Source organism: Curtobacterium sp. MCJR17_055, from assembly GCF_003224335.1.
In the GTDB taxonomy this organism is placed as follows: domain Bacteria; phylum Actinomycetota; class Actinomycetes; order Actinomycetales; family Microbacteriaceae; genus Curtobacterium.
Genome location: NZ_QKLF01000006.1, coordinates 97,554 through 115,240 on the forward strand (window position 1 = coordinate 97,554; position 17,687 = coordinate 115,240).

Annotated in this window: 15 protein-coding genes; 11 read left to right on the forward strand and 4 right to left on the reverse strand. The window is 73.5% G+C overall.

Annotated features, from left to right (window positions below):
* Positions 1-66: 66 nt before the first annotated feature.
* Genes DEJ16_RS14175 through DEJ16_RS14185 form a run of 3 tightly spaced genes read left to right on the forward strand, consistent with a single transcriptional unit; the run spans position 67 to position 4,852 of the window.
* The gene (locus tag DEJ16_RS14175) at positions 67-1,140 is read left to right on the forward strand and encodes a 3-oxoacyl-ACP synthase III (protein WP_110826038.1); all 1,074 of its coding nucleotides are present in this window, start codon (positions 67-69) and stop codon (positions 1,138-1,140) included.
* Positions 1,137-3,893 carry an alpha/beta fold hydrolase gene (locus DEJ16_RS14180; RefSeq protein ID WP_258366000.1) on the forward strand — a complete coding sequence of 919 codons (2,757 nt, stop codon included), beginning with the start codon at positions 1,137-1,139 and terminating at the stop codon, positions 3,891-3,893. Before DEJ16_RS14175 ends, DEJ16_RS14180 begins: the two co-directional genes overlap by 4 nt.
* Positions 3,890-4,852: an NAD(P)-dependent oxidoreductase gene (locus DEJ16_RS14185; RefSeq protein WP_110825913.1), complete on the forward strand. Its 963-nt coding sequence runs from the start codon at positions 3,890-3,892 to the stop codon at positions 4,850-4,852. The genes DEJ16_RS14180 and DEJ16_RS14185 overlap by 4 nt, the downstream gene beginning before the upstream one ends.
* A gap of 19 nt (positions 4,853-4,871) precedes the next feature.
* Here DEJ16_RS14185 and DEJ16_RS14190 read toward each other — a convergent pair whose 3' ends face one another.
* On the reverse strand, positions 4,872-5,765 hold the full coding sequence (locus DEJ16_RS14190) for a LysR family transcriptional regulator (protein ID WP_110825914.1): 894 nt from the start codon (positions 5,763-5,765) through the stop codon (positions 4,872-4,874).
* Between the two features lie 72 nt (positions 5,766-5,837).
* Between DEJ16_RS14190 and hisD the strand changes: the two genes are divergently transcribed.
* The 7 genes from hisD (at position 5,838) to DEJ16_RS14225 (ending at position 13,483) form a co-directional block, all read left to right on the forward strand.
* Positions 5,838-7,187, forward strand: coding sequence for a histidinol dehydrogenase (gene hisD / locus DEJ16_RS14195; RefSeq protein ID WP_110825915.1), 1,350 nt, complete (start codon positions 5,838-5,840; stop codon positions 7,185-7,187).
* Positions 7,188-7,189: 2 nt separating this feature from the next.
* Positions 7,190-8,521: an ABC transporter substrate-binding protein gene (locus DEJ16_RS14200; RefSeq protein WP_110825916.1), complete on the forward strand. Its 1,332-nt coding sequence runs from the start codon at positions 7,190-7,192 to the stop codon at positions 8,519-8,521.
* Position 8,522: 1 nt separating this feature from the next.
* Complete coding sequence (locus tag DEJ16_RS14205) at positions 8,523-9,461, forward strand: carbohydrate ABC transporter permease (RefSeq protein WP_110825917.1); 939 nt, start codon at positions 8,523-8,525, stop codon at positions 9,459-9,461.
* Positions 9,458-10,258, forward strand: coding sequence for a carbohydrate ABC transporter permease (locus tag DEJ16_RS14210; RefSeq protein ID WP_110825918.1), 801 nt, complete (start codon positions 9,458-9,460; stop codon positions 10,256-10,258). The genes DEJ16_RS14205 and DEJ16_RS14210 overlap by 4 nt, the downstream gene beginning before the upstream one ends.
* Positions 10,255-11,103, forward strand: coding sequence for a nitrilase-related carbon-nitrogen hydrolase (locus DEJ16_RS14215; RefSeq protein WP_220032721.1), 849 nt, complete (start codon positions 10,255-10,257; stop codon positions 11,101-11,103). The genes DEJ16_RS14210 and DEJ16_RS14215 overlap by 4 nt, the downstream gene beginning before the upstream one ends.
* A complete protein-coding gene (locus DEJ16_RS14220; protein ID WP_110825919.1) occupies positions 11,100-12,821 on the forward strand; it encodes a glycoside hydrolase family 13 protein in 1,722 nt (573 codons plus the stop codon). Before DEJ16_RS14215 ends, DEJ16_RS14220 begins: the two co-directional genes overlap by 4 nt.
* A gap of 146 nt (positions 12,822-12,967) precedes the next feature.
* On the forward strand, positions 12,968-13,483 hold the full coding sequence (locus DEJ16_RS14225; protein ID WP_146232899.1) for a hypothetical protein: 516 nt from the start codon (positions 12,968-12,970) through the stop codon (positions 13,481-13,483).
* A gap of 28 nt (positions 13,484-13,511) precedes the next feature.
* Here DEJ16_RS14225 and DEJ16_RS14230 read toward each other — a convergent pair whose 3' ends face one another.
* Entirely contained in the window at positions 13,512-14,519 is a 1,008-nt protein-coding gene (locus tag DEJ16_RS14230; RefSeq protein ID WP_110825921.1) for a LysM domain-containing protein, read from the reverse strand.
* A 195-nt stretch (positions 14,520-14,714) separates the two neighbouring features.
* On the opposite strand from DEJ16_RS14230, the gene DEJ16_RS14235 reads away from it, so the two are divergent.
* On the forward strand, positions 14,715-16,169 hold the full coding sequence (locus DEJ16_RS14235; RefSeq protein ID WP_110825922.1) for a sugar porter family MFS transporter: 1,455 nt from the start codon (positions 14,715-14,717) through the stop codon (positions 16,167-16,169).
* Positions 16,170-16,241: 72 nt separating this feature from the next.
* Here the strand turns inward: DEJ16_RS14235 and DEJ16_RS14240 are convergent, their stop codons facing one another.
* Together DEJ16_RS14240 and DEJ16_RS14245 are read right to left on the reverse strand one after the other, a co-directional pair.
* Positions 16,242-17,216 carry a zinc-binding dehydrogenase gene (locus tag DEJ16_RS14240; RefSeq protein WP_110826041.1) on the reverse strand — a complete coding sequence of 325 codons (975 nt, stop codon included), beginning with the start codon at positions 17,214-17,216 and terminating at the stop codon, positions 16,242-16,244.
* 18 nt (positions 17,217-17,234) lie between these two features.
* Positions 17,235-17,657 (reverse strand): organic hydroperoxide resistance protein, encoded by a 423-nt coding sequence (locus tag DEJ16_RS14245; protein WP_110825923.1) that lies wholly within the window; start codon positions 17,655-17,657, stop codon positions 17,235-17,237.
* Between the last annotated feature and the right edge of the window lie 30 nt (positions 17,658-17,687).

Consider the following 17,687-nt stretch of genomic DNA (forward strand, 5'->3'; position numbering starts at 1 on the left):
GGGTCCGTTCGACGCAGTCGCAACGGAGACCCAGCCTCGATACGGAAGTATGTGCAAGTGACGATCATGACCGAGCGGCCTCAGCAGGACACCCCGAGCGCCGAGACGGAGCGACCCGGCAACGCGACCGTCCGTTTCCAGAACGCCGCGATCCTCGCCGTGGAGACCACCGTCGCCGAGCGCGTGACCACGTCCGCGGACATCGAGGAGAAGCTCCGCGGTGTGCTCCGCCGCCTGCGCCTGCCGATGGGGCTGCTTGAACGCGTCGCCGGGGTGCGGGAGCGCCGCAACTGGGGCGAGGACCAGTCCTTCCAGACCGCCGCGATCGACGCCGGACGTCGGGCGATGGCGGCCGCGGGGATCAAGCCGGAGGACGTCGGCCTGCTCATCAACACGTCGGTGACCCGTCCGCACCTCGAGCCCTCGGTGGCCGTGCGGCTGCACCACGGTCTCGGCCTGCCGACGTCGGCGATCAACTTCGACATCGCGAACGCCTGCCTCGGCTTCGTCAACGCGATGAGCGTCGCCGCGGGCATGATCGACTCGGGGCAGATCAAGTACGCGCTCATCGTGGACGGCGAGGACGCCGACCAGGTGCAGCTCAACACGATCGACCGCCTGAACCAGGGCGGGCGGAACCGCAAGGACTTCATGAGCGAGTTCGCCAGCCTGACGCTCGGCTCCGGCGCTGCCGCCGCCGTGCTCGGCCCGGCCGACCTGCACCCGGCCGGCCACCGGATCGTCGGCGGCGTCACCCGCGCGGCGACCCAGTGGTACGACCTGTGCGTCGGCAGCGTGGACGGGATGTTCACGGACGCGAAGATGCTGCTCAAGGGCGGCATGGAACTCGTCGTCGCCGCCTGGAACGAGGCCCGCGCCCACTTCGACTGGGCCGACATGGACCGCTACGTCCTGCACCAGGTCTCGGACGTGCACACGAACGCCTTCGTCCAGGCGATCGGTGTCGAGCGCGACAAGGTCCCCACCACCTACGAGCGCTTCGGCAACGTCGGCCCGGCGTCGATCCCGATCACCCTCGCGGACGAGGTCACCCGCGGCTCCATCCGCCCCGGGGACCGCGTGTTCCTCGGCGGTGTCGGCTCCGGCATCAACACGGCGATGATGGAACTGCGCTGGTGACACCGCGGTTGCCGCGCGCCGCCGCGACCACGGCTCCGGCGACGCTCCCACCGCCCCTGCCCGGACTCGACTCGGCGTGGTCCCGTCTGGTCACCGTCCCCGCGTCAGCCGGTCCGACGGCGGGCACGGCCCGACCCGAGCGCACCTGGCACCTGCTCGACACGGCCGGGCAGCTCGACGAGCTCGGCCTGGAGCCCGTCGGCACCCTGCTGTGTGTGCACGGCAACCCGACCTGGTCCTACCTGTGGCGCTCGGTGCTCGCGCGCTCGCTCGAGGTCGCCGCGGCCGGTGGCCCCGTGTGGCGTGTGGTCGCCGTCGACCAGCTCGGGATGGGTTTCTCGGAGCGCACCGGCGAGGACCACCGTCTGGCCGACCGGGTCGCGGACCTCGGCGCGTTGACCGACGAGCTCGGCCTGACCGGGCCGGTCGTCACGCTCGGTCACGACTGGGGCGGTGTCGTCTCGCTCGGCTGGGCCGTCGACCACCCCGACCTCGTCGTCGCGGTGACGACCTGCAACACCGCGGTCCACCAGCCCGACGACGCCCCGATCCCGGCACCCCTGCGCCTCGCACTCCGCCCGCACCTGCTCGGCCGGGCCACGGTCGTGACGCCGGCGTTCATCGAGACCACCCTCGCGATCGCGCACCCGCGGCTCGACCGGGCGACCGCCGACGCCTACCGCGCCCCGTACCGCGGCGCTGCCCGACGGGGGGCGGTCGGCGGGTTCGTCGCGGACATCCCCGTCGACGCGCAGCACCCGAGCGCGGCCGAACTCGACCGCATCGCAGCCGGCGTCGCCGCGCTCGACGTCCCCGCCCTGCTCCTCTGGGGACCGCGCGACCCGGTGTTCCTCGAGCGGTACCTCGACGACCTCGCGGCCCGTCTGCCGCAGGCCGACGTGCACCGGTTCGAGGGCGCCGGTCACCTGCTGCCGGACGACGCCGACGTGGCCGGGACGGTCTTCGACTGGCTCGGCGACCGCCTGCCGGACGGTGGTGCGGGCCTCCCGGCCGCCGATGTCGATGCCGATGCGGGCGAGCCGGTCGCTGTCGGACCTGGCCGCCCCCTCCCTGCCGGTCCGGGTCGCCCGCTCCCTGCCGGTCCGGGCCGCCCGCTCTGGGCCCACCTCGAGGAGCTGCGGGACAGCGACGACGCCGCCCTGGTCGAGATGGCCGCCCCCGGCGGGACCCGCACGATCAGCTGGCGGCTGCTCGCCCGACGGATCGAGGAGGTCGCCGCGGGACTCGTCGACCTCGGTGTCCGTCCCGGCGACCGCGTGTCGCTCCTCGTGACCCCCGGCGCGGACCTGACCGCCGCCCTGTACGCCTGCGTGCGCGTCGGCGCGGTCGTCGTCGTCGCCGATGCCGGTCTCGGCCTCCGCGGGCTGACCCGTGCCGTCCGCGGTGCCCGGCCCGACTGGGTCATCGGCGCGCTGCCCGGACTCGCCGCCGCACGCGCGCTCGGCTGGCCCGGCCGCCGCATCGCCACCATCGCGCTCCCCGCACCGGCCCGTGCGGCCCTGCGCGTCGAGCACACCCTCGCCGCCGTCGCCCGCCGGGGAGCAGCACGCCTCGCTGCCGGCACCGCGCTGCCGGCAGCCCCGGCGCCCGACGCCCCGGCCGCGGTGCTCTTCACCTCGGGGTCGACCGGGCCCGCCAAGGGCGTCGTCTACACGCACGGCCAGCTCGGCGCGGTGCGGGACGCGCTCGCCGGGCAGTACGACGTCGGCGTCGGCACCGGACTCGTCGCCGGGTTCGCGCCCTTCGCGCTCCTCGGTCCCGCGCTCGGCGCTCGCTCCGTGGCACCGGACATGGACGTCACCGCGCCGCGCACCCTGACCGCCCGTGCGGTCGCGGACGCCGTCGCCGCGGCGGACGCCACCGTCGTGTTCCTGTCGCCGGCCGCGATCGCGAACGTCGTCGCGACGGCGTCGGCGCTCACCGACGACGACCGCCGGGCACTCGGCCGCGTGCGGCTGTTCCTGTCGGCCGGAGCCCCGGTGTCGGCCGCGCTGCTGACCGCCGCGACCGAGCTCATGCCGAACGCCAGCGCCCACACCCCCTACGGGATGACCGAGGGGCTGCTCATGACCGACGTGGACCTCGACGGGGTCACGGCCGCCTCGGCGTCCTCGTCGGCGGGCATCTGCGTCGGCCGACCCGCTGCGTCCGTCCGGGTGCGGATCGCGCCCCTCGACGAGGACGGCCGGGCGACCGGAGCGCTCATCGAGACGCCCGACGTCACCGGCGAGATCGTCGTCGCGGCGCCGCACGTGCGGGACCACTACGACCGGCTCTGGCGCACCGACCGGGTCTCCCGTCTCGGGGTGGACGACCCGCGCGGACACCGCACCGGTGACGTCGGACACCTCGACGCCTCCGGGCGGCTCTGGGTCGAGGGCCGCATGCAGCACGTCATCACGGCCCCGACCGGTGTCGTGACCCCGGTCGGGCCCGAGCAGCGCACGGAACGCGTCCCGGGCGTCGGGCGCGCGGGTGTCGTCGGCGTCGGTCCGTCCGGTACGCAGCAGGTGGTCGCCGTCGTGGAGACCGTCCCGGCCGCCCGTCGCCCCGCGCTCGCCGACCCGGCGCTCGCGGACGCCGTCCGGGCAGCGGCCGGGGTGCCCGTCGCCGCGGTGCTCGTCGTGCCGGAACTGCCGACCGACATCCGCCACAACTCGAAGGTGGACCGGGCACGCCTGGCGCGCTGGGCGTCCTCGGTGTTGGCGGGCGGACGGATGACCCGCCCGTGACGGTCCTGGTGACCGGTGCCAGCGGCTTCCTCGGGCGCGCCGTCGCCGCTGCCCTCCGGGACGCCGGGCACGACGTCCGGACCTTCCAGCGGCGACCGTCGCGCGTCGACGGGGTGGTCGACGTCCTCGGCACGGTGACCGACCCGGCAGCGGTGCGGTCCGCCGTGCGGGGCGTCGACGCCGTGGTGCACCTGGCGGCCAAGGTCTCGCTGGCCGGGGACCCGGCCGACTTCGAACGGGTCAACGTCGCGGGCACGCGGGACCTGCTCGCGGCCGCGCGCGACGCCGGCGTCACGCGGTTCGTCTTCGTCTCGTCCCCGTCGGTCGCCCACGCGGGAGCGTCCATCGCCGGGGATGACGCCACGACGGCCTCGCCCGGCAACGCCCGCGGCGAGTACGCCCGGACGAAGGCCGCCGCCGAACTGCTCGCGCTCGCCGCCGACGCCCCCGGGTTCGCGGTCGTCGCCGTCCGTCCGCACCTGGTCTGGGGCCCCGGCGACGAGCAGCTCGTCGGCCGCATCGTGGACCGCGCACGTCGTGGCCGTCTGCCGGTGCTCGACTCCGGTGCCGCCCTCATCGACTCCTGCTACGTCGACAACGCCGCGACCGCCATGGTCGCCGCGCTGGACCGCGCGGAGGCCGTGCACGGCAACGTCTACGTGGTCACGAACGGGGAGCCCCGACCGGTCGGAGAACTGCTGGCACGGATCTGCGTCGCGTCCGGCGTCCCGGCACCGGGGGCACACGCGCCGTCCGGGCTCGCCCGCGCGGTCGGGTCCGCGGTGGAGGCCGTGTGGCGCGTCCGACCCGGCACCGACGAGCCGCCGATGACGCGGTTCCTGGCGGAGCAGCTGTCGACCGCACACTGGTTCGACCAGCGGCGGACCCGGCGGGACCTGCACTGGGAGCCGACGGTGTCGATCGACGACGGCCTGCGGGCGCTGGCCGGGGCGCGCTGAGCCGTCGCGCTGCGCGGGGTCACCGCTCGAGGAGCATCCGGCGCGCGAGCCGTGCGATCTCGCGGGTCGCGGGGGAGAGCGGGACGTCCCGCCGTCGGACGAGGGCGATCGTGTCGTACAGCGGCTCCGCGAACGGCACGGTGTGGATCCCGGCCGGGAAGGTCGGTGCCTCGGCGACGGCCCGCGAGACGATCGTGTCACCGGCACCCCGGGCGACGAGGTCGAGCGCCGAGTCGACGTGTTCGACCTCGATCCGGGCGGTGAGCGTGGCCCCGGCGAACTGCGCCCGTTCGGCGAGCTGCCGCCGGGTCGGATCACGCCACCCGTAGTGGGCGTCGTACAGGATGAGGTCCGCGGCCGCCAGGTCCTCGATCGTCACCGGCCGCGCGGTCCGCGCCGGGTCCGCCGAGGCGTAGAGGACGTCGTCGCGGCGGAGCGGCGTCACCTCGAGACCGTCGGCGTCGATCGGCAGGACGACGAGTCCCGCCTCGAGGTCCCCGGCGGTGACGGCATCGGCGACCTCGACCGAGTTCAGGCCGATCACGCGGAGCCGGACGTCCGGGTAGCGGGAGTGGAACCGTTCGAGCAGGCGGGACAGGAAGTAGTAGTTCGCGTTGCGCAGGAGCCCGAAGGTGGCGACACCGCCCTGGAGGCTCGTGAGGTCCCGGAGCGTCCGGTCGGCGTCGTCGGCCGCCTCGACCGCCCGGCGCGCGTGCGGGAGGAGCGCCTCGCCGGCGCTCGTCAGCACGAGGCGGCGGCTGCCCCGGGTGAACAACCGCACCCCGTAGGACTCCTCGAGCCGACGGACCAGTTCCGACACGGACGGCTGCGCCATGCCGAGCTGGGCGGCGGCAGCGGAGAACGAGCCCGCCGTCGTGATGACGAGGAAGGCACGCAACTGGGTCAGGGTCACAGGGGAACCCTATGGGTGGTCGTGGATCATCTGGCCTTGTCCTTGCCGATCAGCCCGGGCAGGGTCGTCTCCATGAAGCTCAGCCCTCGTTTCGTGGCGGACAACGCCGACCGGTTCTCGTTCCTCAAGGCCCCGGCCGTGGACGCCCCCGAGGCCCAGCGCGACCCCGCCGTCGCCGAACGGGTCGCCGGGATGCTCGCCGAGATCCAGCGGGACGGGTTCGAGGCCGTCCAGCGGTACGCCCGCGAACTCGACCACGCCGACGTCGTCGAGCTGAGCGCCGAGGAACTCGCCGCGACCGGTGACCGGCTCACCCCCGAACTCCGTGCGGCCATCGACCTCGGTGCCGCGCGCACGCAGCAGTTCGCGCGTCTGCAGCGCGAGCACCTCGCGGACTTCTCCGCAGAACTCGTCCCCGGGCTCACCGTGGGACAGCGCTACGTCCCGGTCGGCAGTGTCGGCGCGTACCTGCCGGCCGGGCGCTTCCCCCTCACCGCGAGCGCGTTCATGAGCGTCGGCGTCGCGAAGGCCGCGGGCGTCCCGACCGTCGTGGCCTGCACCCCGCCGCAGCCGGACGGTGGCGTGAACGCGGCCGTGGCGTACGCGGCGTACGTCTCCGGTGTCGACCGGCTGTTCGTCGTCGGCGGCGTCCAGGCGCTCGCCGCCATGGCGTTCGGTCTGCTCGGCGCGGCACCGGTCGACATGATCGTCGGTGCCGGGAACGCCTTCGTCGCCGAGGCGAAGCGCCAGCTCTTCGGTGCCGTGGCCATCGACCTGCTGGCCGGGCCGTCCGAGGTCGCCGTGATCGCGGACGAGACCGCCGACCCGGAGCTCGTGGCCGCCGACCTGCTCGGCCAGGCGGAGCACGGCCCGAACTCCCCGGCGGCGCTCGTCACCACCTCCCGCACGCTCGGCGAGGCGGTCATCGCGGAGGTCGAGCGGCAGCTGCCGACCCTGTCCACGAACGAGATCTGCGGACCCGCCTGGCGCGACCACGGCTCGGTCGTGCTCGTCGGGGACCGCGAGTCCGCCGCAGCGGTCATGGACGAGTACGCTCCGGAACACCTCGAGGTGCAGACCGCGGACGACGACTGGTACCACGACCGCCTCACGAACTACGGCTCGCTGTTCATCGGCACGTGGAGCACCGTTGCCTACTCCGACAAGGGCATGGCGGGCACGAACCACACCCTCCCCACCGCGGGCGGCGCGAAGCACAGCGCCGGCCTGTCGGTGAGCCGGTTCCTCAAGCCGCTCACCTACCAGCACATCGCCCGCGAGGCCACCCCCGAGCTGGCCGACGCCGTCGACGTCATCTCGGCGAGCGAGGGCATGTCCGCCCACCGCGCCACCGCCACCCTGCGGACCGAGCGGCTCACACGCTCCACCACCCCCGAACCCGACCACACGACCCGGAAGTGACCATGACCACACCAGCCGCACGCCGTCGAGGTCTCCTCGCCACGGTGCCCGTCATCGGCCTCGTCGTCGCCCTCGCCGGGTGCTCGGCCCCCGGCTCCGGAGGGCCCGTCGGCCAGGTCGACCAGCCCGAGATCACGAAGAAGGTCGCCGCGTCGGACATCGACGGTGACACGACGCTGACGATGTGGGCCGACGTCGCCGAGAAGCCGCTCATGGAGAAGCTCGTCCCGGCCTACGAGAAGGCCTACCCGGACGTCGACGTCCGGATCACGTACAAGAGCTTCGACGACCTCATCGCGACCGTCGTGAACGCCGCCAACTCGGCGAACGCCCCGGACCTCTTCCAGGGCAACATCGGCTACGCGGTCGACGGGGCGCTCGTCAAGGGCGACCTGGTCCGGCCGCTCGACGACGTGGCGGACGTGTACGGGTGGTCGACGGGCACCGGGGCCTCGACGCTCGGGCCCGCACGCTGGAACGACGACGGCACGGCGTTCGGCTCGGGCACGCTCTACGGCATGTCCGTGATCAGCGAGGTGCAGGGCATCTACTACGACGAGCGGAAGCTCGACGAACTCGGGCTCGAACCGCCGACGTCGATCGACGACCTCGAGCAGGACCTCGCGACGGCGAAGGCAGCGGGCGAGCAGCCGATCATGCTCGGCAACTCCGACCAGTACGCCGCCACCCACGTCTTCTCGGACATCGCCGCGACGAAGCAGGACCCGTCGTCGATCGCCGCCTGGATCGGCGGGAAGTCGGGTTCGACCTTCGCGACCAAGGGCAACGAGGAAGCCGCCCAGACCATGCGCGACTGGGCCGAGAAGGGGTACTTCGGGTCCGGCTACGACGGGCTGAGCAACGAGGACGCGATCGCCCGGTTCGCCGACGGCAAGGGCGTGTTCTTCGTCGGCGGCTCGTGGAACGGCGCCTCGCTCGACTCGGACTCCTTCGGGTTCGCCCCGCTGACGTCCGGCGGTGTCGGCGCCACCGCGTCCCCGTGGCACATCAGCACGAAGTCCGAGCACCAGGAGGCGGCCATCGCGTTCCTCGGGATGATGCACAGCCCCGAGGTCGGCCAGTGGATCCTCGACACCGGCCGCCTGCCGGTGGTCACCGACGGCGTCAGCTCGCAGGACCGGCTCCAGGAGCAGACCCTGACCGCGCTGAAGGACACCATCGCCGCGGGCACCCAGGTCGGGTACTACGACTGGAGCACCACGGACATGCTCACCGCGATGGGCGGAGCGCTGCAGGAGGTGATGGCCGGCCGGACGACGCCGTCCGAGTTCACCGACACGGTCCAGCGGACCTGGGCGAAGGCGCACGACTGACATGGCGGCCACGCTCGTCGAGCGCGGGACCGACCGGGCGGCGCCACGTCGGCGTCGCCCGGCCGCCACCCGTGTCAGCTGGAGTTCGCTCCTGTACGTCGCCCCGGCCCTGGCGTTCTTCGTCGTGTTCGTCGTGGTGCCGATCGTCCAGTCGGTGCGCATCTCGTTCTACGACTGGGACGGCATCAGCGTCGCCACCCCGGCCGGGTTGTCGAACTACGCGGCGGTCTTCGCGGACGCCGACCTCCGTCAGGCGCTCGGACACTCGGTCGTGCTGCTGTTCTTCTACGCCGCACTGCCCGTCCTGGTCGGGCTGCTGCTCGCGGGCGCGATGTCGCGGATCCGCATCCACGGCCTGACCGTGTTCCGGGCGGTGCTGTTCCTGCCGCAGATCCTGTCGAGCGTCGTCGTCGCCGTCGCCTGGCGCGGGCTGCTCGCCGAGGACGGCCCCGTCAACGGCTTCCTCCGGGCGGTCGGGCTGGGCGGTCTCGCCCGCAGCTGGCTCGGTGACTTCGGCACCGCCCTGCCGTCCATCGGGCTCATCGGGACCTGGGTCGAGTACGGCCTGTGCATGGTGCTCTTCCTGGCCGGCATCGCGACGATCGACCGGTCCCTCTACGAGGCGGCCCGGCTCGACGGCGCCGGGGCGATCCGGGAGTTCACGTCGATCACACTGCCGGCCCTGCGCCCGCAGATCTCCATCGCGCTCATCCTGACCATCACGTTCGCGCTGCGGAACTTCGACCTCATCTGGAACACCACGCGCGGTGGCCCCGGGACGTCGACCACGGTGCCGAGCGTCTTCGTCTACCAGGACGCGTTCCAGGACCGTGCCCTCGGGCAGGCGTCCGCGCTGGCCGTGGTCCTGACGGTGCTCATCCTGGTGGTCGTCGGCATCGTGCAGCTCGCCCTCCGCGAGCGGAAGGGAGCGGCGTCGTGAAGGTCGCACGCAGCGAGACCCTCGTCACCCACGCGGTGCTCGTCGTCGCCGCGCTCGTCGCGGTGTTCCCCCTCGCGTCGGTGATCGTCACCTCGCTGAGCGGGGACGACGGCGGCGTCGGGTTCGACAACTACGTCGACGCCTGGACGCAGGGCGGGTTCGCGTCCGCCCTCGTCTCGAGCGCCGTCGTCGCGATCACGGTCGTCGTCGTGACCGCGACGGTCGCCTGCCTGGCCGGCTACGCCCTCGCACACATGCGGGTGCCCGGGGGCCGGTTGCTCCTCGGCCTCCTGCTCGTCGGGCTCGTCCTGCCGTACGAGGTCACCGTGCTGCCGCTGTACCAGATGCTCGCCGGGTGGGGTCTCGTGGACACGTACTGGGCGCTCATCCTGCCGCAGATCGGTCTGTCGGTGCCGCTCGGGGTGTTCTGGATGCGGTCGTTCTTCGCCTCCGTCCCGGGTGAGCTGCTCGAGGCGGCGCGCATCGACGGCGCCTCCCGCTTCCGGATCCTCCGCAGCGTGCTGACCCCGGTCGCGCTTCCGGCCGTGGCGACGCTCGCGACGATCCTCTTCCTGTTCACGTGGAACGAGTTCCTGCTCGCGCTCGTGCTCGTGCCGCAGAACGAGGCCGTCCAGACGGCGCCGCTGTCGCTGTCGTTCTTCTCCGGCGCGCAGCGTGGCGCCCAGCCCGACGTCACCGCCGCGGCAGCCGTGCTCGTCGCCCTGCCGATCGTCGTCGCCTACGTCCTGCTCCAGCGTCGGCTCATCACCGGGCTGACGGAAGGCGCGGTCAAGTGACGGCCGGCGGGGCCGGCGTGGCCCGGGTCCGGTGCGACCAGCTCGCGCCGGTGCTCGGTGACCTCGAGGGCAACGGCAGGAGCGTCCTCGCCGCGGTGGAGCGGGCCGTCGAGGACCGGGTCGACGTCCTCGTCCTGCCGGAGCTCGCCACGACCGGGTACGTCTTCCGGGACGCTGACGAGGCAGCGGCGCTCGCGGTCACGGCGGACGACCCGCTCTTCGCCCGGGTCGCCGGCGCGCTGACGGGGACGGACACCGTCGTCGTGGTGGGCTTCTGCGAGCGGGACGGCCGCGTCCTGCGCAACAGCGTCGCGGTCGTGGACCGGACCGGTGTCCGGACCGTCTACCGGAAGACGCACTTGTGGGACCGCGAGACCCTCGTGTTCACGCCGGGCGACGCCGCGCCTCCCGTCGTCGACACCGCGCACGGCCGCATCGGCGTGCTCGTCTGCTACGACATGGAGTTCCCGGAGATGCCCCGCATGCTCGCGCTCGCGGGCGCGGACCTCATCGCCGTCCCGACGAACTGGCCGGTCGGGGACCACCCGGAGCGCGACCGTGTCGCCGAGGTGATCGCCGCGCAGGCAACCGCGCGGACCAACGGCGTGTTCATCGCGTGCTGCGACCGCGCGGGCACGGAACGGGGCCAGGACTGGAACGAGGCGAGCGTGATCGTCGACCAGTTCGGCTGGGTCGCCGCCGAGACCGAGCCCGGGGCCGGCGCGACCGCCATCACCGTCGACGTCTTCCCGGCCCTCGCCCGCGACAAGTCCACGAGCCCGCACAACGACTGGATCGGGGACCGCCGCCCCGAGCTCTACGACCGGAAGGTGCCGACCGCATGACCACCCCCGACGTGACCCACGCCGACGAGACCGACGCTGCTGTGACCGACACCGCGCCCGACTGGTGGCGCACCGCCGTCATCTACCAGGTCTACCCGCGGTCCTTCGCCGACCTCGACGGTGACGGGACCGGTGACCTGGCCGGGATCACGGCGCGGCTCGACCACGTCGCGGCGCTCGGTGCCGACGCCGTGTGGCTCTCGCCGTTCTACCCGTCCCCGCAGGCCGACGGTGGCTACGACGTGGCCGACTACCGGGACGTCGACCCGCTGTACGGCACGCTCACCGACGCGGACGCCCTGCTCGCACGGGCGCACGACCTGGGGCTGCGGGTCATCGCCGACCTCGTCCCGAACCACTGCTCGGACCAGCACGTGCTCTTCCGTGCCGCGCTCGCCGCCGCGCCGGGCAGCCCGGAGCGTGGGATGTTCCACTTCCGCGACGGACGCGGCGAACACGGCGACCTGCCGCCGAACGACTGGCAGTCGATGTTCGAGGGCCCGGCCTGGACCCGCGTCACCGAGGCGGACGGCACCCTCGGCCAGTGGTACCTGCACCTCTTCGCGCCCGAGCAGCCGGACTGGAACTGGGACGACCCCCGGGTGCACCGGGAGTTCGAGACGACGCTACGGTTCTGGCTGGACCGCGGGGTGGACGGGTTCCGGGTCGACGTGTGTGACGCGATCGTGAAGGCCCCGGGCCTGCCGGACTGGCCGCACGCGACCCACGGCGTCGTGGAGCCGGTCGACGGCGTGATGCCGCCGATGTGGGACCAGGAGGGCATCCACGCCGTCTTCCGCGAGTGGCGACGGATCCTGGACGAGTACGAGGGCCAGCGCATCCTCTGCGCCGAGGCGTGGCTCCCACCGGAGCGGGCGGCCCGCATCGTCCGGTCCGACGAGATGCACCAGGCGTTCAACTTCGCGTACCTGTCGCTCCCGTGGGACGCGGCGGCGATCCGGGCGAACGTCGACACGAGCATCGCCGCGAACGACGCCGTCGGTGCGCCGACCACGTGGGTGCTCTCGAACCACGACGTGATGCGGCACGCGAGCCGCTTCGGCTACGACGGACCGGTCGAGCTCGAGGCCGGTGTGGGCGTGGACGACCCGCAGCCGGATCGTGCCACCGGTCTCCGCCGTGCCCGGGCCGCGACGCTGCTCATGCTCGGCCTGCCGGGCTCCGCCTACCTGTACCAGGGTGAGGAACTCGGCCTGCCCGAGGTCACCACGCTTCCCGACGCGGTCCGCCAGGACCCCGTGTGGGAGCGCTCCGGCCACCGGATCCGCGGCCGCGACGGGTGCCGAGTGCCGATCCCGTGGACCTCCGACGGGCCGTCCTTCGGCTTCTCGTCCGCCGCGGACACATGGCTGCCGCAGCCGGTCGACTTCGGCGCGTACGCCGTCGCCGAGCAGGAGGACGACGAGACCTCCACCCTGGCGATGTACCGCCGGGCGCTCGACGTCCGACGGCGGACGGCCCTCGGCGCCGGGACCCTGCGCTGGCACGAGACCGGTACCGGCAGCGTGCTGGCGTGGTCGAACGGCCGGGTCACCGTCGTCGGCAACCTCGGCTCCGAGCCGGTGCGGCTGCCGGCCGGGGAGGGCGTGTCCGGCGGGGAGGTCCTGGTCGAGTCGGTGCCGGGCGCGTTCGTGGACGGGATCCTCGCTGCCGACGCCGCGGTCTGGTTGACCACGGAGGCCGCCCGCACGACCTGACCCGGCGGCGGTGCGCCCCCCCGGTGCGCGCACCGCCGCTCGCGGTCACCCGCACGTCGGTCCTCCGGTCCGCGCGCCTGCCGCTCCCGTCGTCCGGACGGCCGGGAGGCCCGACCCACGTCGGTCGTGCACGGTACCGTCGTCGCATGGACCGTTCCGAGATCCTCGCGGCCGCAGCAGCGGCCCACGCCGCCCGCATCGCCGCCGCCGGCGGCGACGACCGCGGTGCCCGCGAGCGCGCCGAAGCGGCGTCGGCGGCCCCGGCACCCGAGCGTCGCCGGTCGGCGGACGCCGAACGGGCGGCGGAGTCGGACCGCGCGGCCGACCGGACCGAGGGCGCGCTGTCCGACTGGCGCCGCATGGGCACCCGCCGCGGCATGACCCCGGACGCCCAGGTCCGGAGCGCCTGGACGGTGACGGGCATCCCCGAGCAGGGGGACGCCCGCGCATTCGCGAACGTGCTGCTCTCGACCGCCGGGCACGCAGGCCGGGTGGCGGACGCCGCGCGCCGCAACGAGCGGCTCGCCGGGGCCGCACGGGCCGCCGCACGACGGACCGTGCGCCGCTACACGGACCACGGGGCGGGGATGTCCGCGCTCGGGGACGTGCTCGACGCCGGACCCGTCGCTCGGGACGACGACGGCGGGGCCGAGCACGCCTGACCCGGACGCGGCCCCGCCCGGGCTCGGACTACCGCCGGAACGGGTCGAGGTTCAGCACGGTGTCCTCGTACAGGTACTGCTGGTCGCCGTACACGGTGACGTCCGGGTTCAACCAGACCAGGTCCTTCACCGTGATGCCGAGCCGGGCTGCGACGGCGCCGATGAGGTCCTCCGACGCGATCCGGTAGGCAACGGGTGACCCGTCCGGGGACCCCTCGCTGCTCGTGATCCCGGTGGCGTTCGGGCGTGCCCCACCGTCGACGGGGTGCACGTTCGTCGTCCGCGCCGGTACCGACCAGTTGACCGGTGTGACCGCGAGCACCTTGTCCGGCCCGAGTTCGACCGGCAGGTCGGGGGCCGCGGACTCGGCCGCCGAGTAGACGACGAGCGTGCCGAGCCACGACGGGTCCACCCGTCCGGGGTCCATGTCGGTCCTGGCCGGGGTCGGGACCGCGGGGGAGCCGCCCCCGAGCACGGTGTCCCCGACGCCGTGCCAGGAGAGGCCGTCGCCGACCGAGGGCGGCGTCTCGAGGAAGGTCGCACCGACGGGGACCGGCAGCGTCGAGGTGAACCCCGACCACTGCACGGTCGGGTAGCCGTTGTCGGCGACGACCACGCGGTAGTGGAACCGCACGCTGCCCTTCGGCGTGACGACGTCCGCCTCGCTGACGACGGTGCCGACCGGGATCGGGGAGACCGTGGGCTCCGGCGCCGCGGCCTCGGTGGGGACGGCGGTCGGGGTCCGTGGTGACGCGAACTCGGCGATGCGGCGGGCCTCGGCGCTGGCGCTCGGGTCGGGGGCCTTGCCCGTCCCGTCGGCGGTGGCGCTGCGGCTCGGCGCCGGCAGCTCGTCCGGCCCGCGGAGGAACGCGCACCCCGCTGCGGTCGTGACGACGACCGTGGCGAGCGCGACCGCTCCGAGCAGTCGGCCGGGCCTGCCTCGGCCGTGCCCCGGTCCGGCGTGCCCCTGTCCGGCGTGCCCCGGTCCGGCGTGCCCCTGTCCTGCGTGTCCCTGTCCTGCGTACCCGCGACGCATGGTCCCCCCGTCCCGTCGTGCCTGGTCCCTCGCGCCGGGAGCCTACCGGCACCACGGTCGGCCCGGCTCCTGCGCGTCGGACCTGCGCGGCGGTGGGAAGATCACAGGTGGCCCGCCGGGAGCCGTCCCGGGACGGTGGGCCGCGCCGGTCCCTGCCGGACCCCCGCTCGCGATCACGGACGAAGGACACACCGCATGGTCGACACCCGATCCACAGCACACGAGGCCGGGCTCCCCCCGGTGGGCACCGGACCGCACCGCCGCCGCCTCGGGCTGCTGGCGCTCGTCGCGACCTTCGGCGGTCTGCTCTTCGGGTACGACACCGGGGTGGTGAACGGCGCGCTCCTGCCGATGCGGCAGGAGCTCGGCCTGACGGACGTCACGGTGGGTGTCGTCACGAGTTCGCTGGCCTTCGGCGCGGCAGTCGGCGCGGTGTTCGGGGGACGGGTCGCCGACGCCTGGGGTCGACGGCGGACCATCATCCTCCTGTCGGTGCTGTTCTTCGTCGGGACGCTCGTGTGCGTCGCCGCCCCGTCGTTCGGCGTGATCGTCGTCGGCCGCGTGCTGCTCGGCCTCGCGGTGGGCGGTGCCTCGACGGTCGTGCCGGTGTTCCTCGCCGAGCTCGCTCCGTACGAGATCCGCGGGTCGCTGTCCGGTCGCAACGAGCTCATGATCGTCATCGGGCAGCTCGCCGCGTTCGTCGTGAACGCCGTCATCGCCAGCCTCTGGGGTGAGGGCGACGGGGTCTGGCGGATCATGCTCGCCGTCTGCGCACTCCCCGCCGTCGCCCTGTTCGTCGGGATGCTCCGCGTGCCGGAGTCGCCCCGGTGGCTCGCGACGCACGGCCGTGACGACGCGGCGCTCGCCGTCCTGCGGCAGGTGCGGTCGGCGGACCGTGCCGAGGCCGAACTCGCGGACATCCGCCGCGCGCACGAGCACGAGGCGCAGGAGCAGCGGGAGAGCGGGTGGACCGTCCTGCTCCGGAACAAGTGGCTCGTCCGGATCGTGCTGGTCGGCGCCGGACTCGGGGTCGCGCAGCAGCTCACCGGGATCAACTCGATCATGTACTACGGCCAGTCCGTCCTCATCGAGTCCGGGTTCAAGGCATCAGCCGCGCTCATCGCGACCATCGCCCCGGGGGTCATCGCGGTGGTCGGTGGCGTCATCGCGATCGCGAACATGGAGCGGATCGACCGGCGGACGACGCTGCTGCTCGGCTTCTCCCTGACGACGGTGTGCCACTTCCTCATCGGCACCGCCTCGGTCGCCCTGCCGGCGGGCAACCCGGCGCGACCGTGGGTGATCCTGGTCCTCGTCGTCGCGTTCGTCGGCTCGATGCAGACGTTCCTCAACATCGCGGTGTGGGTCGTGCTGTCGGAGGTGTTCCCGACGCAGATCCGGGCCCTCGGCATGGGCATCGCGGTGTTCTGCCTCTGGATCGCGACCGCGCTCGTCGGGCTGTGGTTCCCGTCCGTCGTCGCGGCGACGGGCATCACCGGCACGTTCTTCGGCTTCGGGGTCGTCGGGATCCTGGCGCTGCTGTTCATCTGGCGGTTCGTGCCCGAGACGCGCGGCCGCACCCTCGAGCAGGTCGAGGAGGGCGTCGCCTCGGGCAGCCTCTTCACCGTCGACGCGGCGGGGCGCCGCTGACCGACGCGACGGCGGACACACGGGAGGCCCGTCACCGGCTGGTGACGGGCCTCCCGTGTGTCTCCGGTCGGGCTACGGGCGCAGGAGCACCTTGCCGACGCGGCCGGCGGTGTCGCTCGCACGGGCGGCGTCGCGGGCGTCCTCGAACGCGAAGGTCTCGGACACGGGGAGCGTCAGCGACCCGTCGAGTACGCGGCTGATGAGCTCGCCGAACAGCTCCTGCTTCGTCTCCGCGGGCATGGTCCGGCTGACCACACTGCCCCAGAAGCCCTTCACGGTGAGCTGGCCGAAGATGACCTTGCCGGACGGGATCTCGAGCGTGGGGGAGGCCATCGCGCCGAAGACGACGAGGGTCGCCTCGTCACCGAGCACGGACGCGATGTCGCCCGCGGCCTTCCCGCCGACCGACTCGACGCCGGCGCGGATCGGGGCGCCGCCGGTGATGGCCGAGACCTGGTCCTGCCAGTCCTCGGTGTCGGTCGCGACGATCCGCTCGATGCCCTGGGCGCGCATCTCCTCGACGCCCTCGGCACGGCGGACGAGGCCGATGACGTTGATGCCGCGGGCGGCACCGAGCTGGGCGACCATGCGGCCGACCGCGCCGTTCGCGGCGTTCTGGATGAGCCAGTCGCCCTCGTGCAGGTCGAGCGAGTGCAGCAGGCTGATCGCGCTGAACGGCATCGACACGAGCTGGGCGGCGGACTCGTCGGGCATCGCGTCCGGCACGGGGATCAGCCCGGCGGCGTCGGCGACGTAGTACTCCGCCCAGACGCCGAAGGTGCCACCGGCCACGCGCTGGCCGACGGACAGGTGCGTGACGCCCTCGCCGAGGGCCTCGACGACGCCGAGCGCCTCGGTGCCGGACGGCGCGGGCAGCTCCGGCTTGAAGCCGTACGTGCCGCGGATCGTCCACAGGTCGTGGTTGTGGATCGGGGAGAGCACGGTCCGGACGAGCACCTGGCCGGCGCCCGGGGTGGGGACGGGGCGCCGCTCGACGGTCAGGACGTCGGCGGGCTCGCCGAACTCCGGGTGGACGACGGCGCGCATGGTCTGGTCTGCCACGGTTCAGTCCTCCGAGACCGTGATCGTGACGTCGATGTTGCCGCGCGTCGCGTTCGAGTACGGGCACACCTGGTGGGCGGCGTCCGCGAGGGCCTGGGCCTGGTCGTGCTCCATGTCCGGGATGACGACCTCGAGCACGACGGCGAGCTGGTATCCGCCCTGGCCGTTCGGGCCGATCTGGACGCGGCCGCCGACGGACGAGTCGGTGACCTTGACCTTCTGCGCGCGGGCGACGCCCTGCAGTGCGGAGTGGAAGCACGCGGCGTAGCCGGCGGCGAAGAGCTGCTCGGGGTTCGTGCCGGCGCCGGAGCCGCCCATCTCCTTCGGGATCGCCATGTCCAGCTCGAACGAGCCGTCGCTGGTCTGGACCTTGCCGTTGCGGCCTTCGCCGGTGGACAGGGCTTCTGCGGTGTAGAGGACGTCCATGTGGTGTCCTTCCTTCCTTCGTGGGGTCTG